Annotated in this window: 22 protein-coding genes; 12 read left to right on the forward strand and 10 right to left on the reverse strand. The window is 59.8% G+C overall.

Translation table 11 applies throughout. The features are described from left to right. Window positions 1–68: 68 nt before the first annotated feature. Both HPQ64_RS10610 and HPQ64_RS10615 read right to left on the reverse strand, forming a co-directional pair. Window positions 69–770 (reverse strand): pseudouridine synthase, encoded by a 702-nt coding sequence (locus HPQ64_RS10610; RefSeq protein WP_172888303.1) that lies wholly within the window; start codon window positions 768–770, stop codon window positions 69–71. Beyond that, entirely contained in the window at window positions 767–1,822 is a 1,056-nt protein-coding gene (locus HPQ64_RS10615) for a class I SAM-dependent methyltransferase (RefSeq protein ID WP_172888304.1), read from the reverse strand. The genes HPQ64_RS10610 and HPQ64_RS10615 overlap by 4 nt, the downstream gene beginning before the upstream one ends. 146 nt (window positions 1,823–1,968) lie before the next feature. On the opposite strand from HPQ64_RS10615, the gene HPQ64_RS10620 reads away from it, so the two are divergent. Beyond that, complete coding sequence (locus HPQ64_RS10620) at window positions 1,969–2,733, forward strand: SDR family oxidoreductase (RefSeq protein ID WP_172888305.1); 765 nt, start codon at window positions 1,969–1,971, stop codon at window positions 2,731–2,733. Window positions 2,734–2,877: 144 nt separating this feature from the next. Then, window positions 2,878–3,543: a DsbA family oxidoreductase gene (locus HPQ64_RS10625; RefSeq protein WP_172888306.1), complete on the forward strand. Its 666-nt coding sequence runs from the start codon at window positions 2,878–2,880 to the stop codon at window positions 3,541–3,543. A gap of 92 nt (window positions 3,544–3,635) precedes the next feature. On the opposite strand, the gene HPQ64_RS10630 is transcribed toward HPQ64_RS10625, so the two are convergent. Further along, window positions 3,636–4,202, reverse strand: coding sequence for a Spy/CpxP family protein refolding chaperone (locus HPQ64_RS10630; RefSeq protein WP_172888307.1), 567 nt, complete (start codon window positions 4,200–4,202; stop codon window positions 3,636–3,638). A 629-nt stretch (window positions 4,203–4,831) separates the two neighbouring features. Between HPQ64_RS10630 and HPQ64_RS10635 the strand changes: the two genes are divergently transcribed. Beyond that, window positions 4,832–5,734 carry a LysR family transcriptional regulator gene (locus tag HPQ64_RS10635; RefSeq protein WP_172888308.1) on the forward strand — a complete coding sequence of 301 codons (903 nt, stop codon included), beginning with the start codon at window positions 4,832–4,834 and terminating at the stop codon, window positions 5,732–5,734. A gap of 99 nt (window positions 5,735–5,833) precedes the next feature. Next, window positions 5,834–6,736 carry a LysR substrate-binding domain-containing protein gene (locus HPQ64_RS10640; protein WP_172888309.1) on the forward strand — a complete coding sequence of 301 codons (903 nt, stop codon included), beginning with the start codon at window positions 5,834–5,836 and terminating at the stop codon, window positions 6,734–6,736. 21 nt (window positions 6,737–6,757) lie between these two features. Here the strand turns inward: HPQ64_RS10640 and HPQ64_RS10645 are convergent, their stop codons facing one another. Further along, the gene (locus tag HPQ64_RS10645; RefSeq protein ID WP_172888605.1) at window positions 6,758–7,030 is read right to left on the reverse strand and encodes an usg protein; all 273 of its coding nucleotides are present in this window, start codon (window positions 7,028–7,030) and stop codon (window positions 6,758–6,760) included. A gap of 367 nt (window positions 7,031–7,397) precedes the next feature. Between HPQ64_RS10645 and groES the strand changes: the two genes are divergently transcribed. From groES to HPQ64_RS10665, 4 genes are all read left to right on the forward strand, one after another. Beyond that, on the forward strand, window positions 7,398–7,712 hold the full coding sequence (groES, locus tag HPQ64_RS10650; protein WP_172888310.1) for a co-chaperone GroES: 315 nt from the start codon (window positions 7,398–7,400) through the stop codon (window positions 7,710–7,712). A gap of 54 nt (window positions 7,713–7,766) precedes the next feature. After that, the gene (groL, locus tag HPQ64_RS10655; RefSeq protein WP_172888311.1) at window positions 7,767–9,401 is read left to right on the forward strand and encodes a chaperonin GroEL; all 1,635 of its coding nucleotides are present in this window, start codon (window positions 7,767–7,769) and stop codon (window positions 9,399–9,401) included. 321 nt (window positions 9,402–9,722) lie between these two features. Further along, window positions 9,723–11,663 (forward strand): threonine--tRNA ligase, encoded by a 1,941-nt coding sequence (gene thrS / locus HPQ64_RS10660; RefSeq protein ID WP_172888312.1) that lies wholly within the window; start codon window positions 9,723–9,725, stop codon window positions 11,661–11,663. A gap of 146 nt (window positions 11,664–11,809) precedes the next feature. After that, window positions 11,810–12,646 (forward strand): lysophospholipid acyltransferase family protein, encoded by an 837-nt coding sequence (locus tag HPQ64_RS10665; RefSeq protein ID WP_172888313.1) that lies wholly within the window; start codon window positions 11,810–11,812, stop codon window positions 12,644–12,646. Window positions 12,647–12,667: 21 nt separating this feature from the next. Here the strand turns inward: HPQ64_RS10665 and HPQ64_RS10670 are convergent, their stop codons facing one another. Continuing rightward, the gene (locus HPQ64_RS10670; protein WP_210260149.1) at window positions 12,668–13,735 is read right to left on the reverse strand and encodes a hypothetical protein; all 1,068 of its coding nucleotides are present in this window, start codon (window positions 13,733–13,735) and stop codon (window positions 12,668–12,670) included. Between the two features lie 238 nt (window positions 13,736–13,973). On the opposite strand from HPQ64_RS10670, the gene HPQ64_RS10675 reads away from it, so the two are divergent. Then, window positions 13,974–14,558, forward strand: coding sequence for a nitroreductase family protein (locus HPQ64_RS10675; RefSeq protein WP_172888314.1), 585 nt, complete (start codon window positions 13,974–13,976; stop codon window positions 14,556–14,558). Between the two features lie 8 nt (window positions 14,559–14,566). Then, window positions 14,567–15,169: a flavin reductase gene (locus HPQ64_RS10680; protein WP_172888315.1), complete on the forward strand. Its 603-nt coding sequence runs from the start codon at window positions 14,567–14,569 to the stop codon at window positions 15,167–15,169. A gap of 5 nt (window positions 15,170–15,174) precedes the next feature. On the opposite strand, the gene HPQ64_RS10685 is transcribed toward HPQ64_RS10680, so the two are convergent. Both HPQ64_RS10685 and HPQ64_RS10690 read right to left on the reverse strand, forming a co-directional pair. After that, complete coding sequence (locus HPQ64_RS10685; RefSeq protein ID WP_172888316.1) at window positions 15,175–16,056, reverse strand: HpcH/HpaI aldolase/citrate lyase family protein; 882 nt, start codon at window positions 16,054–16,056, stop codon at window positions 15,175–15,177. 3 nt (window positions 16,057–16,059) lie between these two features. Beyond that, a complete protein-coding gene (locus tag HPQ64_RS10690; protein WP_172888317.1) occupies window positions 16,060–16,521 on the reverse strand; it encodes a MaoC family dehydratase in 462 nt (153 codons plus the stop codon). A gap of 247 nt (window positions 16,522–16,768) precedes the next feature. Here HPQ64_RS10690 and HPQ64_RS10695 point away from each other — a divergent pair, with 247 nt between their 5' ends. After that, window positions 16,769–17,929, forward strand: coding sequence for a lytic transglycosylase domain-containing protein (locus HPQ64_RS10695; RefSeq protein ID WP_172888318.1), 1,161 nt, complete (start codon window positions 16,769–16,771; stop codon window positions 17,927–17,929). A gap of 153 nt (window positions 17,930–18,082) precedes the next feature. Then, the gene (locus tag HPQ64_RS10700; RefSeq protein ID WP_172888319.1) at window positions 18,083–19,246 is read left to right on the forward strand and encodes a DUF2336 domain-containing protein; all 1,164 of its coding nucleotides are present in this window, start codon (window positions 18,083–18,085) and stop codon (window positions 19,244–19,246) included. An 81-nt stretch (window positions 19,247–19,327) separates the two neighbouring features. Here HPQ64_RS10700 and HPQ64_RS10705 read toward each other — a convergent pair whose 3' ends face one another. The 3 genes from HPQ64_RS10705 to HPQ64_RS10715 all read right to left on the reverse strand — a co-directional run bounded on the left by HPQ64_RS10705 (window position 19,328) and on the right by HPQ64_RS10715 (window position 21,479). Further along, complete coding sequence (locus tag HPQ64_RS10705) at window positions 19,328–19,843, reverse strand: Hpt domain-containing protein (protein ID WP_172888320.1); 516 nt, start codon at window positions 19,841–19,843, stop codon at window positions 19,328–19,330. A 149-nt stretch (window positions 19,844–19,992) separates the two neighbouring features. Then, complete coding sequence (locus tag HPQ64_RS10710) at window positions 19,993–20,544, reverse strand: response regulator (protein WP_172888321.1); 552 nt, start codon at window positions 20,542–20,544, stop codon at window positions 19,993–19,995. Window positions 20,545–20,696: 152 nt separating this feature from the next. Further along, on the reverse strand, window positions 20,697–21,479 hold the full coding sequence (locus tag HPQ64_RS10715) for an NAD kinase (protein WP_172888322.1): 783 nt from the start codon (window positions 21,477–21,479) through the stop codon (window positions 20,697–20,699). Between the last annotated feature and the right edge of the window lie 44 nt (window positions 21,480–21,523).

The raw sequence follows: 21,523 nt of genomic DNA on the forward strand, positions 1-21,523 counted from the left end.
TTTCCCGTTGACGACACGGCAGCAGTCTAGCGGTCCTCTTCCGGCCTGTCAGGGCTGGCAACGGAAAATCAGGACGGCAATAATTTCTCGATATCGCTTTCGTCGCAAAGTCGCCAATGGCCTTCCTCAAGCCCATCCAGTGTCAGGTTGCCGACCTTTGAACGATGAAGTGCCTCAACGTGGTTGCCGACGGCGGCGAACATGCGCCTGATCTGGTGATAGCGCCCTTCACGAAGCGTCAGCCTTGCACTCTTTTCGCCCGTTACTTCCAGTTCGGCTGGCAAGAGCGGCGTTTTTTCCGATTTGAGCATCAGGCTGCCGGAGGCGAAGACGTCGCCTTCGTTTCCTTCAAGCGGGCGCGCGAGCGTGACCTCATAGACCTTTGGAACATGCGACTTCGGGGAGATGATCTTGTGGAGCAGCGTGCCGTCGTCGGTCAGGAGCAGCAGGCCGGATGTGTCTCGATCGAGCCTGCCGACGGTCGACATCGTCGGTTTGCGATGGCGGAAGCGGTCCGGCAGAAGGTCGTAGACAATGTGACCCTGATCGGCTGCGGAGCAGGTGTATCCAACGGGCTTGTTGAGCAGGATAACGCTGCCCTGGGGCGGGTCGAGCGGCTCTCCGTCAATGCGTATTTCGTCGTGCGCGATCAACTCGTGATCGGAAAGGGGGCGTCCGGCGCTGTCGGTAACGCGTTTTTGCCGGATCAGGCGTTGCACGTCCTTGCGGCTGCCGTATCCGAGATTGGCGATATGCCTGACGAGCTTCATCTTTTTCGCCCGCTCCTGGTCGCGGCGATAACCTTATAGCCGGCTTCGTCGGCAAGAACTTCGCTCTTCGTGAAATGTTCCTTGATCGTCGCTTCGTAGGGAAGCTGACGGTTGGCAACCAGATAAAGGCGGCCGCCCGGTTTCAGTACCTTGGCGGCCTCGCGGATGAAGGCCTGGCCGATATCGGCACGCGAGGCCCTGCTTTCGTGAAATGGAGGGTTCATGACGATGACGTCGTAAGGCCCCGAATGCAGCCCTCTGGTCACGTCATGCCAGTGGAATCCAAGCTTCGGGCCACCGTCCTCTTGTGTATGGAGCAGGTTTTCACGCGCCAGATCGAGTGCGCGCGCTTCCGCTTCATAGAGATCGAGTGAGGTGATATGCGGACACCGCGCGAGCAGCAGGACGGACAGGACGCCGATGCCGGCGCCGAGGTCTGCGGCGTGACCCGACAGCGTTTGCGGCAGATGTTTGGCAAGAAGCGCCGTGCCGGGGTCGATCCTGTCCCACGCGAAGACGCCGGGGCGGGACATGAACCGTCCATTGACGACCGGGCGTGGCGTGTCGAGAGACCGCCATTCTTGAAGCAGTTTCGTATCTTGTCGCGCTTCTTCCGCGGTTGTCCAGAAGACCCTGCACTTGTTCTTGGAAAGGCTCTCGACGTTGCCGGCGAGCGCTTTCAGGTCGCTCTCGCCCGTCTTCGCACCTTCCGTGTTCGGCTGGGCGGCGACCACCACGCCGCCTTCCATTGTGTGCGACAGGGCTTCGGCCAGGAGCGCGCGCGCTTCCTCGCGTTGGCGCGGCGGCAGCACCAGAACCAGCGGATATCGCGTGTCATCTTCCGGCAGTGCCGGTTCAACCCTGAAGCCCGCTTTTGCGACCGCGTCCGCATGTGGGCGGAAGCTTTGCACGCAGACCAGCCTTTTCTGGCCGACAGCATCCAGGCCTGCGTCCGCGCGGGCACGCAGGAACAGCGCGGGGGCATCTCCCGGCCAGTCGAGCCTGCCGGTCGAAAACGGCAGGAACAGCGTTTTGAGAAGGGGATCGGTCATGATTTGCGCGGATATAGCCTACTGCGGTCCGCATGTCTTGATGGTCTGTACGGAATTCGCGACGGGCGGTTGCCTTTTTGTGCCTGCGGTTCTTTATTCTGCGCAATCCCCTGTTCGCCAAGATATGCCCGAAATGGAGTTCGTTCATGCAGGATCTGGCCGGAAAAGCCGTTCTGATAACCGGTGCCAGCCGCGGAATAGGTGCCGCCGCCGCCCGCGTCTTCGCCGAAGCGGGATCGTCGGTCGTCCTCGCCGCGCGTACGGGCTCCGAGATCGAGGATCTTGTGGCGGAAATTAAGGCGAACGGTGGCAACGCGGAGGCCGTGACCTGCGATGTCTCCAGCTACACGGATGTCGAGGCGGCTGTGAACCAATGCCGCGACGCGTTCGGAACCATCGATTTTCTGGTCAACAACGCGGGCGTAATCGACCCGATCGGGCCTTTGATCGAGTCCGATCCGGAAGAATGGAGCAGGGCGGCGGATATTAACTACAAGGGCGTTTATAATGGGCTGCGCGCGGCGCTCCCGCATATGAAGGCGCAAGGTTCCGGTGTCGTTGTCAACATCAGTTCGGGCGCCGCACATAACGCGTTGGAAGGTTGGAGCCATTACTGCTCGGCAAAGGCGGCGGCCTATATGCTGACCCGTGCTGCCGACCTTGAAATGAAAGGCACTGGCGTTCGCGTCGTGGGCCTTAGCCCCGGCACTGTCGCAACTTACATGCAAAAGGCGATCAAGGCGTCGGGCATCAATCCCGTCAGCCAGCTTGACCCTTCCGTTCATATCGATCCGTCGTGGGTCGGCCGGGCGATCGCGTGGCTTTGCACTGGCGATGCACAAGAGTTCGCGGGTGTCGATGTTTCATTGCGTGATGAAGATATTCGTCGGCGCGTCGGATTGATCGATTGAGCCTTGAAGCCCGGTGGTGGCGGCGCTTTTTTCACGCGTTTCCGCACTGGTGAATCTAACTATCTACTGATAGATTGGTGGTGAGATTGTGGCTCAGACGACCCGTAGAGGCTGCCAGGACCCTGGATTTGAAGGAAGCATTTCATGAGCGAAAACGAGACCGGTTCAACCACGATAAGGATCGACCTGGTATCCGATGTCGTCTGCCCCTGGTGCATTGTGGGCTACAAGCAGTTGGAAAAGGCGATCGGCAAATCCGGTGTCGATGTGGAGCTGCATTGGCACCCTTTCGAGCTTAACCCGCAGATGCCGCGCGAAGGGCAAAACCTGCGAGAGCATATCGCCGAGAAATACGGCACCACGCCGGAGCAGAGCGTGGCCGCGCGCGAGAGGTTGACGAATATCGGAGCCGATCTTGGCTTTGCCTTCCGCTATACCGACGACATGCGCATGTACAATACGTTCCAGGCGCATCAGCTGCTGCACTGGGCGGGAGAACAAGGTAAGCAGAACGAACTCAAGCTTGAACTTTTTTCCGCCTTCTTCACCAACCGCGAGGATGTAAGCGATCCGGATGTCCTCGCTGCCGCTGCGGGGCGTGTCGGGCTCGACGAGCAGGAAGCGCGCAAGGTTCTGGACGAAAACCGCTATGCCGATGCGGTGCGGCAGGAAGAGCGTTTCTGGATCGAACGTGGCATTCAGGGCGTGCCGGCGTTCATCCTGAACCGGAAGTATCTTGTTTCCGGCGCGCAAGGAGCGGATGCGCTTGCCGAGGTGCTGACGCAGGTTTCCAAAGAGGAAGCCGCATAGCCATTTGGCATCCGTCTGTCCCCCACTGAAGTCGAACAATAAAGCTATCCGCCCGAAGCAATCGTCGCTCGGGCGGGAAGTTCGTTGGAAGACTATTGCCAGCGCCATCCGGGGCCGCGCCCCATTCCCCAGCCGCGTCCCATCATTCCGCCCATGCCGACTGCCGGTAGAACGATTTCGTCGGCTATTTGCTTCTGATCTTCATGCAGCACCGAATAGAGATTGTCGACGGCACCCTTGATTGCCTTGATCTGTTCAAGGCGCGCTTCCATGTGCGTTAGCCGCAGCGTCAGAAAATCGGGAAGCGTCATCTCGTCGATTTTCCCGTCGCGAATATCCTCCATCATGCTTCGCATCATGGCGTTATGCGTCTCCGCAGTATCGCGAACGGCCGTTGAAAGCTCATCCCAGGCCTTTGATTGTTCTTCAGTGATTTTCAGTTCCGCCTTCAGAAAGGCGAGGCGTCCGTCGATCCGGTCGAGATAGGCATCGGCGCCATAGCCCATCATCGGGCCGCCCATGCCCCAGCCGCCCATCATGTGGCGTCCGTAGCCCTGTCCCGGTCCCCAGCCGCCGTCTCGGTTTTGCGCTTGTGCGCCCAGCGGTGCGGCGACCGCCACCGCAAGGGCAAGAGATACTGCGATTAGCGGGCGTTTCATCTCGCAAAGCTCCTTGGAGTATCAAGAGTTGAACTCCGCGGAATTTAATCGTTTAAGCACGCGGGTCGCATTGACGAATGTCAACTGCGAAGCCCGTTCTCCATATCGTTCGCACGGTCGGCGGCGTTTCTATAGCGCGGCATTCAGGGCGTTCCCGCTTCCATCTTGAATGGGACGCCCTTCGTTTCTGGAGCGCAAGGAACGAATGCCCTTGCCGATTATTTGACGCAGGTGGCAGCAGAAGCGCCAATCAGAATAAAAAAGCACCGTTGCCCGGCAATTCGGGAACGGTGCCAAGTCCGGGGAGATTGCTACAAAGAGGCTGTGAGGTTCTTGCAGCAACTGGATAAACCGTCCCCCGACAGTTCATCCCCAGGGCCGGAACCCTAGCTCGTATGCCTGCTTGCGGCAGCGCGCAGGCCGAAACGGTTGCGCGGGGTCGCGGTGGGCGCATTTGGGATTTTGCGTTCATGGACGAAGCTGTCCATACGGCTTGAAACCATCAGTGTGCCAGCCAGAACGTTTAACATCGGTCAAACTCCGCTTTCATGTGCGATTGGCTATACCTTGCCAATTTGTGCGCAAAATGCGAGGAAGCAATTGTTCCGATATGTAAGCTGGTGTTTCAGATGGGTTGGGAAGGTCTTCCGTCGCTTTCGATCCTGCGGGCTTTCGAGGCCGCCGCCCGCCAGAAATCCTTCAGTGCTGCGGGGAGGGAACTGAACGTCACGCACGTCGCGGTCGCCCAGCAGGTGCGAAGGTTGGAGGAGCACCTCGGCGTTTCGCTGATTTATCGTGAAGGCCGTGGTATCGCGCTCACCGAGCAGGGTGAGAAGCTTTCTGCAGCGCTTTCGGAGGGGTTGCAAACCATCCGCTCGGGCGTTGAGGAAATCCTCGATACGGATCGCGACCGGCCCTTGCATGTCTCTTTGACGCCGAGCTTCGCTGTGAGCTGGCTGATGCCACGGATCGGTGCTTTTCGAGCGGAGAATCCGGATATCGAGCTGATGCTCAATCCCTCGCCGCAGGTTGTCGATCTGAAGCGTGACGGCTTCGACCTCGCGATCCGTTTCGGTTCCGGCAAATGGCCCGGCATGGACGCCGAGATGTTCCTGAAAAGCAATTACGTGCTTGTTGCGGCTCCATCCGTGATCGCGGGGAAGAAGATCGAACAACCGGCTGACCTTGCGGCGCTTCCCTGGCTGCAAGAACTAGGCACTGAAGAATTCGCTGCCTGGATGCGCGCAAAGGGCGTTGAGGCGGGATCCAAACGGGATATTGCCCATCTGCCGGGCCATATGATCCTGTCCGCGGTCCGCGAAGGGCAGGGGGTGGCCTACACCTCCCGCCTATTCGTTGACGATGACATCCGGGAAGGCCGCCTCGTCCTCTTATTCGAGGAAGGGAAGGGGGAGGACGCGGTCGGATATTTCCTGGTGCGCCGTCCAGGGCCGATGCGCGAGCCGCTCAAGCTCTTTTACGCCTGGCTCAAGCGGCAGGCGAAAGCGGGTGATATCGTACCTGGCATTTGAATGCTGCCATCGCGATCCGCTAACTCGGCAGGCCGTGATTTGCCATTTCGGCTGTGACTTGCGAAAAAGCTGCCATCCACGAACTTGCCGAGGAGTCTCATGGGCTGGGAAGGGTTGCCCTCGCTTTCTGTGTTGCGCGCTTTCGAAGCGGCGGCCCGGCACGGGTCGTTCAGCGCGGCAGGGCGGGAATTGAACGTCACCCATGCGGCGGTCGCCCAGCAGGTGCGCCGGCTGGAGGAGCGTCTCGGCATACCGCTGCTCTATCGGAATGGGCGCGGCATTGCTCTGACGACGGAGGGTGAGGAGCTTGCCGCCTCATTATCGGAAAGCCTGGAAAATATCCGCGCTAGCGTGATGAACGTTCTGAACGGGGATCGCAACCGCGCATTGCACGTTTCGGTGACACCGGCTTTCGCATCGGGCTGGCTCGTCTCGCGGCTTGGGGAATTCCGCGATGAAAACCCGGAAATCGAGTTGAAGCTTCACGCCTCGCCCAAGGTTGCCGATTTGAAGCGCGATGGATTCGATCTCACGATCCGATTCGGCAAAGGGGTGTGGCCGGGCCTTGAGAGCGAGCTTCTGTTCAAGTCGAAATACGTGATGGTTGCAGCACCAGGCCTGGTCGAGGGGCGGGAGATAAGCCGGCCTGCCGATCTTCTGGACTATCCCTGGCTGCAGGACCTGGTGGCCGATGAATTCGGCGTCTGGCTTGCCGCACGCGGAGTCGATGTCACGAACAAGGCGAACATCACGCATCTGCCTGCTTATCTGCTTCTGCAGGCGGCGCGCGACGGGCAAGGCATCGTCAACACGAAGCGGATGTTCGTGGAAGATGATCTTCGTGCAGGTCGCCTCGTGTGCCTGTTCGAGGATAGTGCCCAGGATGAGCCGGTTGGCTATTTCCTCGTGCGCCGACCCGGCCCGATTCGCGAGCCGCTCAAGAAGTTTGTCGCCTGGCTGAAGCGCCAGGCGCAGATAAGCTACACCCCTTCGGCAGCCTGATGACGGGCGCCTTCCGGCTTCTTACTGAAGCCGGTATTCTCCGTCGATGGTCTTGAGTTCCTGCGGTTTTATCAGGCGCGAGTGCGCAACTGTCACCGAATGCAGTGGTCCTTCGATCTTTCGCTGCCAGAATGCAAGGAACTTCGAAAGCTCCGGAAAATCCGGAAAAATATCGTATTGCTGCCAGATGAATTCCTGGAACAGCGCCCGGTGATCCGGCATCCGATAAAGGATCTGGGCCGTGGTGATCCCGTAGCCGTCAAGCTGGCGTTTGAATTCCGATGAAACCTGCATCCATCGTCCTCCATGATCGTTAAACGACTCACCAATTTTGCCGTGAAACAATTGGACAGACAAGCGTGTGTAATATAAAAGCTTTTTGAAATCATATAGATAGCAGCAAATATTGGTGAGTGCTGCCAGATTTCTCAGCTTGTGAAACATGGGCGGGGCCTCGCCTGCTGAAAGGGCAATGTCAGTCTTCGGTGGGCCAACTCCGGAAGGCTTTGCGTTTTTTTGTTAGCACTCTCGAAAAAGAGTGCTAAATAGCTGCCCGAAGGGTATTGAACAGGCTTGTCGCCCTTCCCAAATAAAACTCGCCCGTCGTCCGCGAGGAGGCGGGCATATCAGTCAACTAACTGATTTTGTTGGAGGAAGCTTCATGAAGTTCCGTCCTTTGCATGACCGAGTCGTGGTCCGCCGTATCGATGCGGAAGAAAAGACCGCGGGCGGCATCATCATTCCGGACACCGCCAAGGAAAAGCCGCAGGAAGGCGAAGTCGTCGCGGTTGGTCCCGGCGCTCGCAATGAGGCTGGCGAGCTTGTCGCGCTCGACGTCAAGGCCGGCGACCGTGTGCTGTTCGGCAAGTGGTCCGGCACCGAAGTCAAGATCGATGGCGAAGACCTTCTGATCATGAAGGAAAGCGACATCATGGGTGTGGTCGAGGGCGCTGCCGCCAGCAAGGCCGCCGCTTAATCGCCTCACCTGTAACTGGATTCAACATCGTTACGTCTTTAGGAGTGACGAAACATGTCTGCCAAGGAAGTGAAATTCTCTACCGATGCCCGCACCCGCATGCTGCGCGGCGTCGACATCCTCGCCGATGCGGTGAAGGTGACGCTCGGCCCGAAGGGCCGCAATGTGGTTCTGGATAAATCTTTCGGCGCGCCGCGCATCACCAAGGACGGCGTGACGGTCGCCAAGGAAATCGAGCTTGAGGACAAGTTCGAGAACATGGGCGCGCAGATGGTGCGCGAAGTCGCCTCCAAGCAGAACGATTTCGCCGGTGACGGCACCACCACAGCGACTGTTCTCGCCCAGTCGATTGTCAAGGAAGGCACCAAGGCGGTTGCCGCCGGCATCAACCCGATGGACCTGAAGCGCGGCATCGACCTCGCCGTCAATGCGATCGTCGAAGACCTTCGCAAGAACGCCAAGGAAGTGACCGCGAACAGCGAAATCGCCCAGGTCGGCACGATCTCCGCCAATGGCGACGAGGAAATCGGCGCCATGATTGCCAAGGCGATGGAAAAGGTCGGCAACGAGGGTGTGATCACCGTCGAGGAAGCCAAGTCGCTCGAGACCGAGCTTGACGTCGTCGAAGGCATGCAGTTCGACCGTGGCTATCTCTCTCCCTATTTCGTCACGAATTCGGAGAAGATGCGCGCCGAGCTTGAGGATCCCTACATCCTGATCCACGAGAAGAAGCTTTCGAATCTGCAGGCGATCCTGCCGCTTCTGGAAGCCGTCGTGCAGAGCAGCCGCCCGCTCCTCATCATCGCCGAGGACGTGGAAGGCGAGGCTCTTGCCACCCTCGTGGTCAACAAGCTGCGCGGCGGCCTGAAGATCGCCGCCGTCAAGGCGCCGGGCTTCGGCGACCGCCGCAAGGCCATGCTGCAGGATATCGCGATCCTGACCGGCGGCACGGCCGTATCCGAAGACCTCGGCATCAAGCTTGAGAACGTGACGCTCGACATGCTCGGCACGGCGAAGAAGGTCGTGATCGAGAAGGAAAATACCACGATCGTCGACGGCGCTGGCGCTAAGGAAGACATTAACGCCCGCGTCTCCCAGATCAAGGCGCAGATCGAGGAAACCACCTCCGACTACGACCGCGAGAAGCTGCAGGAGCGTCTTGCCAAGCTCGCCGGCGGCGTCGCGGTGATCCGCGTCGGCGGTGCGACCGAGGTCGAGGTGAAGGAGAAGAAGGACCGCGTGGATGACGCCATGCACGCGACCCGTGCGGCCGTCGAGGAAGGCATTCTTCCGGGCGGCGGTGTCGCGCTGCTTCGTGCGCTCAAGGCGCTTGAGGGCGTGGAGACGGCGAATGCCGACCAGAAGACCGGCATCGACATCGTTCGCCGCGCGATTCAAGCTCCGGCTCGCCAGATTGCCCTGAATGCCGGTGCGGACGGCTCCGTCATCGTCGGCAAGCTTCTGGAGAAGGCCGACTACGCCGCCGGCTGGAACGCTCAGACCGGTGAGTACACCGACATGTACGAGGCTGGCATCGTCGACCCGACCAAGGTCGTGCGCACCGCGATCCAGGATGCCGCGTCCATCGCCGGCCTTCTCATCACGACCGAAGCCATGATCGCCGAGAAGCCGAAGAAGGAAGGAGCGGCTCCGGCCATGCCGGGCGGCATGGGCGGCATGGACTTCTGACGAATAATCCCGGAAAGCCGCAGACTTTTCGGACAAGATTATTCGCGGAAAAGGAAGTCCATAAAGCCGACGATCATCAGGAATGAGCCGAAGTCGGCAAATGCCGACGTCGGGTGGCGGCATGGACTTCAGATTTTCCTAAACGTCACGAAATACGGGAGGGCGGTCTTCGGGCCGCCCTTTCTTTATTGCGGGAACCGCCTGTGGCATTTCGCGGGTGGACCTTGAAAGCACTTTCATTTAAGCCTTCGCCGCATCGAAATAACGAGTGACCACACCGCTTACCTGCCTCGTCTGCAGGAGTGAGCCGGAGAGGACCAGATGATCCAACTGACTTTCCCCGACAATTCATCGCGCGAATTCGAACCCGGCATCACAGGCCGGGATGTCGCCGAAGGTATTTCCAAGTCGCTCGCCAAGAAGGCGGTTGCGGTAGCGCTTGATGGCGAGTTGCGCGATCTTTCCGACGTAATCGACCGCGATGCCCGCATCGAGATCGTCACCCGCGACGACCCGCGCGCGCTGGAGCTTATACGCCACGATGCCGCCCATGTGATGGCCGAGGCCGTGCAGGAGCTTTGGCCCGGCACGCAGGTGACCATCGGCCCGGTGATCGAAAACGGCTTCTATTACGACTTCAAGCGCAATCAGCCCTTCACGACCGAGGACCTGCCGGCCATCGAGAAGAAGATGCGCGAGATCATCCAGCGCAACGCCCCCTTCACCAAGGAGGTGTGGTCACGCGATCAGGCCAAGCATCATTTCCGCGAGAAGGGCGAGGCCTACAAGGTAGAGCTCGTCGACGCCATTCCCGAAGGCGAGGACGTCAAGATCTACCGCCAGGGAGACTGGCTTGACCTTTGCCGTGGCCCGCACATGGCCTCCACCGGCCAGGTCGGGCAAGCCTTCAAGCTGATGAAGGTTGCCGGCGCCTATTGGCGCGGCGATGCCAATAACGAGATGCTGACGCGCATCTACGGCACTGCATGGGCAAACGACAACGACCTCAAGGCCTACCTGCACATGCTGGAGGAGGCGGAAAAACGCGACCACCGCAAACTCGGGCGCGAGATGGATCTTTACCATTTCCAGGAAGAGGGGCCGGGTGTCGTCTTCTGGCACGCCAAGGGCTGGACGCTGTTCCAGAATCTCGTCAGCTACATGCGCCGTCGCCTTGAAGCCGACTATGAGGAAGTGAACGCACCGCAGATCCTTGATAAGGCGCTTTGGGAAACTTCAGGCCATTGGGACTGGTACCGGGAGAACATGTTCGTCACCGAGACCGAGGACGAACGTGTCTTCGCCATCAAGCCGATGAACTGTCCGGGACATGTGCAGATCTTCAAGCACGGGCTGAAGAGCTATCGTGACCTGCCGCTTCGTCTGGCGGAGTTCGGCGCCGTCTCGCGTTATGAACCTTCGGGCGCTCTGCATGGGCTGATGCGCGTTCGCGCCTTTACGCAGGACGATGCGCATGTCTTCTGCACCGAGGAGCAACTGGCGGAAGAGTGCCTGAAGATCAACGACCTGATCCTGTCGACATATGCCGATTTCGGCTTCGACGAAATCGTGGTCAAGCTTTCCACGAGGCCTGAAAAGCGTGTCGGCTCGGATGAATCCTGGGATCACGCGGAAGCCGTCATGGTGGACGTCTTGAAGATGATCGAGGAGCAGTCTGGCGGGCGAATCAAGACCGGTGTTCTGGAAGGCGAGGGCGCGTTCTACGGCCCGAAGTTCGAATACACCCTGCGGGATGCCATCGGCCGTGAGTGGCAATGCGGCACGACGCAGGTGGACTTCAACCTGCCGGAGCGTTTCGGCGCCTTCTACGTCGACAAGGACGGCGAGAAGAAAACGCCGGTCATGGTGCACCGGGCGATCTGCGGCTCGATGGAGCGGTTCCTCGGCATCCTGATCGAAAACTATGCCGGGCATTTCCCGCTCTGGTTTGCGCCGTTGCAGGTGGTGGTCGCTACCATCACCTCGGAGGCGGACGATTACGCCCGCGATGTCGTGGCGCACCTGAAAAAAGCCGGATTGAAGGCCGAGATCGATCTCCGCAACGAAAAGATCAACTACAAGGTCCGCGAACATTCGCTTGCCAAGGTGCCGGTGATTCTCGTTTGCGGGCGCCGCGAGGCGGAGGAGCGCACGGTCAACATGCGCCGTCTTGGCTCCAAGGACCAGAAGTCCTACGGCCTGAGCGAAGCCATCGATGCGCTGGTGGAAGAGGCGACGCCACCGGATCTGAAGCAGGCTTGAAATCTGCCTGCTGGCCAGATCAAGAAATTGTGCCCGCCGTGAAGCAATCGCGGCGGGCATTCTTCGGTTGTCTGTCGTAAGCCTGTTATGCGGATGAGGCTATATCGCCTGCTGATTGCCGCATTCCCTTCGCAAGCGAGACGCCCTTGGACTACACCGAATTAAGTTATGCCAACCCGGCACAGCCTTGGGCCAAGCGCTGCCTTATACGAGCGGTCGAAGGCCTTTCGGGCCGCAGGCGCCTTCTGGCGCTCTATCGTGAATGGCGCGATCATATCGCGACCGAAAGCGTCTCCATTTGGGGCGATCTTCTGAAGCTGATCAATCTTCAGGTTGCAACCGCTGACTGCGAGTGGCCGCCGAAGAACCTGCCCGACGGACCTTTGGTGATGATCGCCAACCACCCGTTCGGGATCGGCGATGGCCTGGCGATCCTTTCGCTCGCCGAGCAGCTCGACCGGCCCTATCGCATCCTGATCAACAACGAGCTTTTGAAGGTTCCGGAAGTCAGGCCCTTTTCCTTGCCCGTCGATTTCGAGGAGACGGAGGAAGCGCTTCGCAACAACATGAAAACGCGTCAGGAGGCGCTGCGTCTCTTGAAGGAGGGCGTGACGATCATCGTCTTCCCCGGCGGCGGTGTGGCGACGGCCAGACGGCCATTCGGCCGGGCGGAAGAACTGCCTTGGAAAACCTTCACGGCCAAGATGATACGCTCGGCCAGGGCGACGGTGCTTCCCATCTATTTCGAGGGTCAGAACTCTCCGCTTTTCCATTTCGTCTCGCGCTTTTCGCTGACGTTGCGGCTTTCCCTTCTGGTACGGGAATTCCGGCGTATCGTCGGCTCCGTCATCTCGCTGCGTGTCGGCGAGCCTATCCGTTATGAGGATGTGTCGATGCTGGGCGATCAGAAGGCGGTGATCGACTATCTGCAAAAACGGGTGATGGACCTGGAGCGCGGCAGTGTGGCCGGTCACCGCAGATGAGTGTAATGCATGGCCGGCCTGTTACCGCCCGAGGCTGCTGTCCGACAATTCGCCGATGCCCTTGGAAGCGATAACCTCGACCTCACGGTCGAGCCCGGTTTCCACGTTGAAGATACGGGAATAATTGGTGTTGTTGTTGCGCGCCACGACATGATACTCGCCGGATGCAAGCACGAAGGAAGGGAACGCGCCGGTGGCCTCCACAACCGCGTCACCGCCGGGTGTCAGCACCGACCATGAGGTGTTGGCGAGAGCTTCGCCGCCTTCCTCCTTGACGAGCTTCAGCGTGATCATCGCGGCGTTGTGATAGACGGTCGCCTCCGTCAGCTTGCCGGGTTCCACACGCATGTCGGCGCGCACCACCGCGTTGACCGAGCCGTAGCGGCTGACGACATGATAAGTGTCCGCATTCAGGCGCACGATCTCGCCCGGTCGCACATTGCTTGCCACGATCTTGCGTTCGCCCCGCGCGTCGAACTCCGTTTCGTAGATGTCGAAGGACACAGTGCCGGAATCGATCGGCAGATGGTCGGCAAGTTCCGCGTCGAGACGCAACCCGCCCGCGCTCAGGATGATGGTGCGGGAATCGACGCCCTTCGTCACCGTGATGCGGCTTGTCGTCCCGGCGTGGCCGTATGCCGTGTGAACGAGGTAGGAGCCCGGATCGAGCCGGAATTCCGCGTCTCCTCCAGCAGCGGAAGCCACCATCTCCAGCTTGCCATCGCCCTCCCCGGGCTCGGAATATACGCGCCACGCCACTCCGCGTGAAAGCGGCTTGCCGTCTTCCGTCAGCTTCGCGACGAGATAAAGCGCCCCTTCATCGCCAAATTCGCTGAAGGGGCCGGCATCGGGAAGTGTGGAGGGAGCATAAGGGGTAACGGTCGTCGTCAGTGCGGGGCGCGGCGGGCCGTCCAGGATCGATTCCAGCAGGGCCTTGTCGGCGCTCTCATCGATGCTGTCGACATCCGGCTTTGGCAGGGGCAGCAGCACATCGCCCTCGGCTGCGGCAAAGGGGGACACAAGAAGGGCGAACCCGAGTACGATCGATGCAAATAGGCCATTCAGTTTTTTGCCGGCGTTGGCCGTCATCCGCCCCGTCTCCCGGTCGTCGCGCTGGTCGCTGGTTCTGCTTGCTTTAGTCTGTCTGCTTTGTGGCCGCAAAACTTGGGCGATTTCAAGTCCCCCTCCCACATTTGGCACTTATCGGGAAGGCGGTGAACACTGTTTGAACGGGTTGTGCGCGCCCGTGCGATTGACAAGGGCGACCAGTCGTTTACCTCTTCCGCAAAGTTTAAGGGGGGCATTGCCCGCCACATGAAGGACCAAAATGACGCAAGAGACAAGCGATGCGCTGCGCCTGCTTTTGACAAGGCGCTCTCACCCGGCGGTTTCTCTGGAAGGCCCACCACCCGACGATGAGACGCTGAATGCGCTTTTGACGGCTGCATCGCGCGTGCCAGATCACGGCAAACTCGCACCTTGGCGGTTCCTCGTGTTCCGCGGCGATGCCAGCGTTCGCGCGGGGGAGCGGCTTGCCGCAATCGCAGAGAAGAAAAACGGCCCGCTTGACGGTGATATGCGCAGGCAGGAGCTTGAGCGCTTTTCGCGCGCGCCGCTTGTCGTCGCGGTGATCAGCAGGGCGGCGATGCATCCGAAAATCCCCCTCTGGGAGCAGGAGCTTTCCGCGGGTGCGGTCTGCATGAATCTTCTGACGGCGTCGCATGCGGCCGGTTTCGCGGCGCAATGGCTGACGGAGTGGCTTGCCTTCGACCCTGATGTCGCAAGCCTCTTCGGGCTCGATACGGGCGAACGTTTCGCGGGTTTCATCTATATAGGCCGTCCCACCGCGCAGCCCGCCGAACGCCCGCGGCCGGATCTTTCCGAAATCGTAAGTATGTGGACCGGGGAGTAACGAAGAACGTGTTCTACGAAACCGACAAGAACGATCACGGCCTGCCGCACAATCCCTTCAAGGCGATCGTGGCGCCCCGCCCGATCGGCTGGATCGGCTCGCTCGATGCCGAAGGCCGGCCCAATCTCGCTCCCTACAGCTATTTCAATGCCGTTGCCGATAACCCGCCGATGGTGCTTTTCTCCTCCAGCGGCTTCAAGGATACCGCCGCCAACATCGAAGCATGTGGAGATTTCACCTGCAGCCTTGCCACGCTCGACCTGAAGGAGGCGATGAACATGTCCTCCGGAGCTTTCGAGCATGGCGTTTCGGAGTTCGAAAAGGCGGGGCTGACTGCGGCGCCCTCGCGGCTGGTCAAGTCGCCCCATGTGGCCGAGGCGAAGGCCGTGCTGGAATGCCGCTATCTCCAGACGGTCCGCCCGCGCGCGCTCGACGGGCGGGAGGTCGATTCCTGGATCGTGCTTGGTCAGGTCGTCGGTATCCATATCGCCGACGATGCGATCGTCGACGGCCGTTTCGACGTGACAAAAGTCAAGACGATCTCGCGTCTCGGCTATATGGACTACGCCGCCGTTGAGGAAGTTTTCCAGATGCGGCGCCCGAAGGTCTGACAGACTTAAGCTTTTCCGGCGGCCCGCGCCCTTGCCAGAAGCTTTTCCGCGCGTTTCAGGTGCGGCATGTCCAGCATTTCCCCGTCAAGGCCGATGACGCCTGCATTGCCCGCATCGGCGAAAGTCTTGACGATGCGTTGAGCTTTCTCGATCTCGCCGTCGCCAGGCGTGAAAACCTCGTTGATGACGGGAACTTGTGCGGGGTGGATCGCCATTTTCGCCGTGAAGCCATCGCGAAGGGCCGCACTTGCCTCCTGTTTCAGCCCTTCTTCGTCGCGGAAGTTCGTGAAAACGGAATCAATCGGCTGGACGCCGGCTGCAGCCGCACCAAGCAGGCAGAGCGCACGTGCCAACCTGTAGACATCCGTATAGGCGCCGCTTTCGTCGCGGTTGGCAAGCGCGCCGATATCGGCCGAAAGGTCTTCGCCGCCCCATGTCATGCCCTGCAGCCGGGGGCTCGAGCCGCCATAGCTGCCGAGGTTGAAGACGGAGGCCGCGGTCTCCGTGGCAACCACGAGGATCTCGGTCTTGCCGTCGGTAATTCCGTTGATCGCTTCCTGCACGCCGATCTTGCCGTCGAGATGGGCGACATCGGCGCCCGATATCGATTTCGGCAGCATGATGCCGTCCGGTGCCGCATGCATCACCTGCTCCAGATCGTGGTCCGTCAACCCTGTGTCGAAGGCGTTGACGCGCACGAACAGGCGCGGGCGGCGGCTTTCGGCGATGTTCGATTTCAGGAATTCCGCCGTCGTCTTGCGAGCTTGCGGTTTATTGTTCGCTGAAACGGAATCCTCAAGGTCGATCAAAAGCACGTCGGCGCCCGATGAGAGCGCCTTGTCCAGTTTCTTCGGGCTGTCGCCCGGCACGAACAGCAGCGAACGCATGTCTCAGCCTCCAACGGGTTTCTTCTTCATGAAGGCCTGACGCCGGCATATGGCAACCAGTTCGTCATGCTGGTTGAACGTCTTGTGCTCGAACTCGACGATGCCGGCATCGGGTCGCGATTTCGACTCCCGCTTCGAGATCACTTCCGTCGTGCAGTGTACGCTGTCGCCCTGGAAGAGCGGCTTGGGGAATTTTACATCGCTCATGCCGAGATTGGCGATCGTGGTGCCAACCGTCGTATCGTTGACCGAGATCCCAATCATGAGGCCCAGCGTGAAAAGGCTGTTCATCAGCGGTTGGCCCCATTCCGTCTGCGTCTCGCAGAAATGACGGTCGATGTGAAGCGGCTGCGGATTCAGCGTGAGGTTGGAGAAGAGCATATTGTCCATTTCCGTGACGGTGCGTGTCAGCGTGTGATGAAAAACATGCCCGACTTCGAATTCATCGAAATACAAACCCGGCATTTTTTGCCTCCCCTACGGTCATCAAGAAGCCGAGAAACCGCTGATCCGACTTCACTTCATCGATATCGTTCGCCGCATTAACGTTTGCTTCTGGCAAAACGCAACTGCTCTTGAGAACTATTAACTGCCCATTAACCGTAAATGGCCGACCCTGCTTGGCAGCCTGATGAGTCCCACTGTCCGCGGAGCTTCCAATTGCTTACGAATCCGCCGATCGATCAAGGGTAAAAGGCTGAAGGAGGTTGGCATGAAGATTGGCGAAACGGCCAGCATTGCCGCGCGCATCGAACACGCCTTTCAAGCTGCGAGCACGACGACGGGAACGTCGTTCGATTATCTCGTGCGTACCGCCCGCCGCGAATCCGGCTTCGATATCGATGCGAAAGCGGAAACTTCAAGTGCGTCCGGCTTGTTCCAGTTCATCGAAAGCACATGGCTTGAAACGGTGAAGGATGCCGGAGCCCGGCATGGGCTCGGCCAGTATGCCGACAAGATCGAGCTGACGGCCTCCGGCAAACCCTATGTGGAAGACCCGGACCTGCGGCGGGAAATCCTCGCTCTTCGCGATAATGTGGAGGTCGCCTCGCGCCTCGCCGGCGAATTTACCCGCAAGAACGCCGAATATCTGACGGCTACGATCGGCCGGGCGCCTTCGGACGGAGAGCTTTATATTGCTCATTTTCTGGGCGCTCATGGGGCGGAGCGTCTGATCACCCTGGCGGAAAGCGCCCCCGACACCAGGGCCGACCGAATTTTCTCCGAACAGGCGCGCGCCAACAGGGCGATCTTCTACAACAAGGACGGTAGCGCCCGCACGATCGATGAAGTTTACGGCGTTCTCGTGCGCCAGCATGCCCCGGATGCGACGCGGCTTGCAGCCGCACGGGAAGGGCATGTTTCCGCGCCGGCGGCCAGGGAAGAGCAATTCACGGATTTCGCACTGGGGTTTGGAGCGGCTCCGGGTGACGGTAATCCCGCAAGCCGGGTCCTTTCAGCCTGGTCGGCCACTGCGGAAGCCTCTTCGCCATTTCATGCGCTTTTCCAGAACAGGGCGCAGGCGGTGGCCGACGGTTTGGGCGCGAGCTTTCTCGATGCTTATCACGTTCAGGAGGCGGCTCAGGAAACAGCATTTTTCGGGTCGGCGCCCGCTGTCTCTTCAGCGGATGAGAGGTCATTTTCCACTCTGCGGCCGGTTGGCGTGCCTCGCTCACGCCCGTTGGCGGGGCTTGAATCTGGAGCGGGTCCTTATCACCAGGGCGCTGCCGTCTTCGTGGAAAACGTTCTTGGTCCGACGAATGCTCACGCCTCCACGCTCGCTCAGCAGCCGACGAAGAAACCCCTGAATTTAACCGCCTTCTTGCGCTATGAGCCTTATCGGGAACCTGAAGAAATCCTGCCGCCTATCTGATCAGGATAAACTTCGCCTTGCTCGGTTATGGTAAACCAATCGTTAAGTTCTGTTGCGTTATGGTTAAAGTCAATCACGGGCAAGGTCTGTCGTGCGACATTAGAATTCCGTTACGTCAGTATCTGTGATGCCCCGTGACTACCCAGAAGAAAAGTGCTCGCATCGGGACTGTGGAACGTCATGATCGTTCAGGAATTCCTTCGTTGGGTACGTACAGCTCCAGACCCCCGGCGCGCGGAGGCGGCAAGCGCGCTTGCACGGGCGTGGCTCTATTCGGATATGAGCGAGGACGACAGGCAAGCCGCGGAAGCGGCGATGACGATCCTGCTTGACGATCATTCGCCCGATGTTCGCCGTTCGCTTGCCTGGGCGCTTGCAGGGGCTGAAGAGGCGCCGCGTCACATCGTTCTCGCCCTCGCCAACGATCTGGCGGAAATCGCGGAGATCGTGCTTGGGCAGTCGCCCGTCGTTCTCGACATCGAACTGGTCGACTACGCGGCTTCGGTGGAAGACCGTCTCCAGGTCGCGATAGCGCGGCGTGCCGGCCTTTCGGCCGCCGTGGCCGCGGCTATCGCAGAAGTGGGCGCGCTGGACGCATGTATCGCACTCGTCGAAAACGAGGATGCGAGGATCGCGCAATTCAGCATGGCCCGCATGGTGGAGCGTCACGGCGATGTGGCGGCCTTGCGCAATGCTCTGATGGCGCGCGGCGATACCCCGATCAATATCCGCCAGATGCTCGTGAAGAGATTGGGGGACATGCTTTCCACGCATCCGCTGGTGCAAAGCGGCCTTTCGCAGGATCGCATCGAGCAGGCGGTGGTGGAAGCGCGTGAGAGGGCGACGGTCGCCATGGCTTGCGATGCAACGGCTCAGGAGGCGGAGGCGCTCGTCGAGCATCTGCGGGTATCCGAGCAACTGACGGCGGCCTTGCTGTTGCGCGCGGTTTGCGCCGGCAACATCCGTTTGTTTGAGGCGGCATTGGCGCGGCTGACGGATGTACCTCTTTCGCGTGTGTTCGACATTGTTGGGGCAGGACGAATGGGGGCGCTCAGGGCACTTTTGTCGAAATCCGGCCTTCCGCCGCGCACCCATCGGGCGTTTTTGATCGCTATCGAGGTCTGGCGCGAGCTGCGTGATGATTTCGTGCCCGGCGATCCGCTGACGACGCGGCGCATGGTGGAGCGGATACTCACCCGCTACGAGGATTTCGACCGTAACGAGCTTGACGACCTGTTGGCGATGCTGCGGCGGGTCGCGACGGAAACCGCGCGCGAGGCTGCCCGCGCTTTCGTCGATCGCACGTTGGCGGCCTGACGTTCAGCCCCTGTCGTTGAAACGGGTTTCCTGCGGATGCCCGCCCGCGCGTTGAATCGGGGCGGCCTTGCATCAATCGGTTCAGCTACTCCGTTGGGCGATAAAATCGTCCGTTACGTCCGCAAGCCGTTCCACAAGCGCTTTTGCCGTGCGGTTTTCATCCGTCGCCCGTTCGGCGACCATGGCGCGGATGGCATCGACATGCTGTTGAAGCAATGTCTTGGGTACATCCTGGACCGGCTTCACGCTCTCCAGCAGATAACATAGGTTTCCGGCAATGGCGCCGACGAGGGGAAAGCCCAGCGTGCTCGCCTGCCCCTTGATGTCGTGGCTGGCGCGGAAGAGTTCGTCGCCTGCATCGGCGGTGATGGTGGTTCTGGCCGCCGCCTTCGCCCAGGCGTCGAAAAGCGTCTGCACTTCGTCGCCCATCCAGCGGTCGAACTCGGCAGACAGGCTCTCGAGAGCTTCTTCCGCCGCCTTGACCGGATCGAAGCGGGCCGCTTCCCGTTCGTCGAGTACCCGGACCTTCGCGCGCAGGTCGCGCGGTGGCTTCACCACCTCATAGTCCGGTGTTTCGTTCGCGTTGTCGCCCGCCATTTCGTATGTCCCAAGGAACCGCTGGTATCCGGATAAGACCATAGAATCGCATAAAAGTTGATTGATTATATAGGCTGTCCACTTTTTCGGCTTGTCCCTTCTCGCAAATTCCCGCGGAAGTGCATTTGGCCTGCTTCCGGAGGGCAGGGTCACCTTGTGCCGGTGCGCAGGATCGGGCCGGGCTGATCCAGTTCGTAACGATCCAGCATCGGGCTGCCGCGTCTTTCCTCTCCCGTGTAGTTCGTGGCCTTGAAACGGCGCCGGTCCGGGCCGAAAAAGGTTTTGGTGCGGATGAATTCGCGCTGGTTGAGCACGCAGTTCGCGATCCTGAGATAAAGACCCTTCGTCGAGATCGGCTTGCACAGCACTTCATTCACACCAGCGTCGCGCGCGGCAATGATATGCCGCTTTTCGGAATAGGCGGTGACGGCGATGATCGGCACAAAACACTCCGGGCGGGGACTCTTTCTAATCATGCGAGTCAACTCGGCGCCGTTTAGAAACGGCATGCGCCAGTCGAGCAGAACGATGTCCGGCCCGATTTTCTGAAACAATTCCCAGGCTTCGATGCCGTCCACAGCCTCCACGATATTGCGCAGGCCAAGCCCATCCAAAGCGGTGTGCAGGATCCTGCGCATGTGGACATTGTCGTCCACCACCATTGCAGTGATCTTCGAAAGGTCAACCCGAAGATAGTTCATCGCGAGCGTGTTCTTTCGGTGATTGGTAATATTATTCGCACTACCTACTCATCTCTTTTTAAGAGAATACGACATCTTCCTTAAGGAAATGAGAAGAATTGAGTATAGTATTTACGTTTTATCACCGGTCTAATAACATAGTATTCTGCTATTCAGTAACGGAACATTTCACTCAATATCCGTTCGTCCCAGCCGTGTCCGTCGTCGAAGGCGATCAGGCTCGAGTTCTTCGGGTCCTCGTAAACCTTGACCCGGGTCACTTGGCGGATTTCCGTGTGATCTGCGGCTGCGCTAACCGGTCGCTTTTCGGCTTCCAGAACTTCGATATCCACGCGCGCGCGGTTTGGCAGGAGCGCGCCGCGCCAGCGCCTTGGCCGGAATGCGCTGATCGGCGTCAGCGCTAGGAGTTGCGCCTCGATAGGGAGGATGGGGCCATGAGCGGACAGGTTATAGGCTGTGCTGCCGGCAGGTGTCGCTACCAGAACGCCGTCGCAGACGAGCTCTTCCATGCGCACGCGTCCATCGACCGAAATTTTCAGTTTGGCCGCCTGGTACGTCTGGCGCAGGAGCGAAACCTCGTTGATCGCAAGTGCTGCATGCTCATGTCCGCTCATGTCGGTCGCTTCCATCACGAGGGGGTGAAGCTCGGTCGTCACAGCTTTGCGTATCCGCTCCAGCAGGCCGCTTTCGTCGTAGTCGTTCATGAGAAAGCCGACGGAACCCCGGTTCATGCCGTATATCGGCTTGCCGGAATTCATGAAGCGGTGCAGCGTTTGCAGCATGAGGCCGTCGCCGCCGAGCGCCACGATACAATCGGCCTTCTTGAGGTCGTGCGATCCATATCGGCCTTCCAGCGCCTCACGTGCGACTTGCGCATCGTCGGTCGGACTGGCGATGAACGCCAATGTCTCGATACGTTCCAAACTGGAGTTCATGCGGTTTCTCCCTGATGAGGGAGTATCACGCTGTGTTGAAAATG

Origin of the sequence: Hongsoonwoonella zoysiae (assembly GCF_013266695.1) — a bacterium.
GTDB classification, from domain to species: domain Bacteria; phylum Pseudomonadota; class Alphaproteobacteria; order Rhizobiales; family Stappiaceae; genus Hongsoonwoonella; species Hongsoonwoonella zoysiae.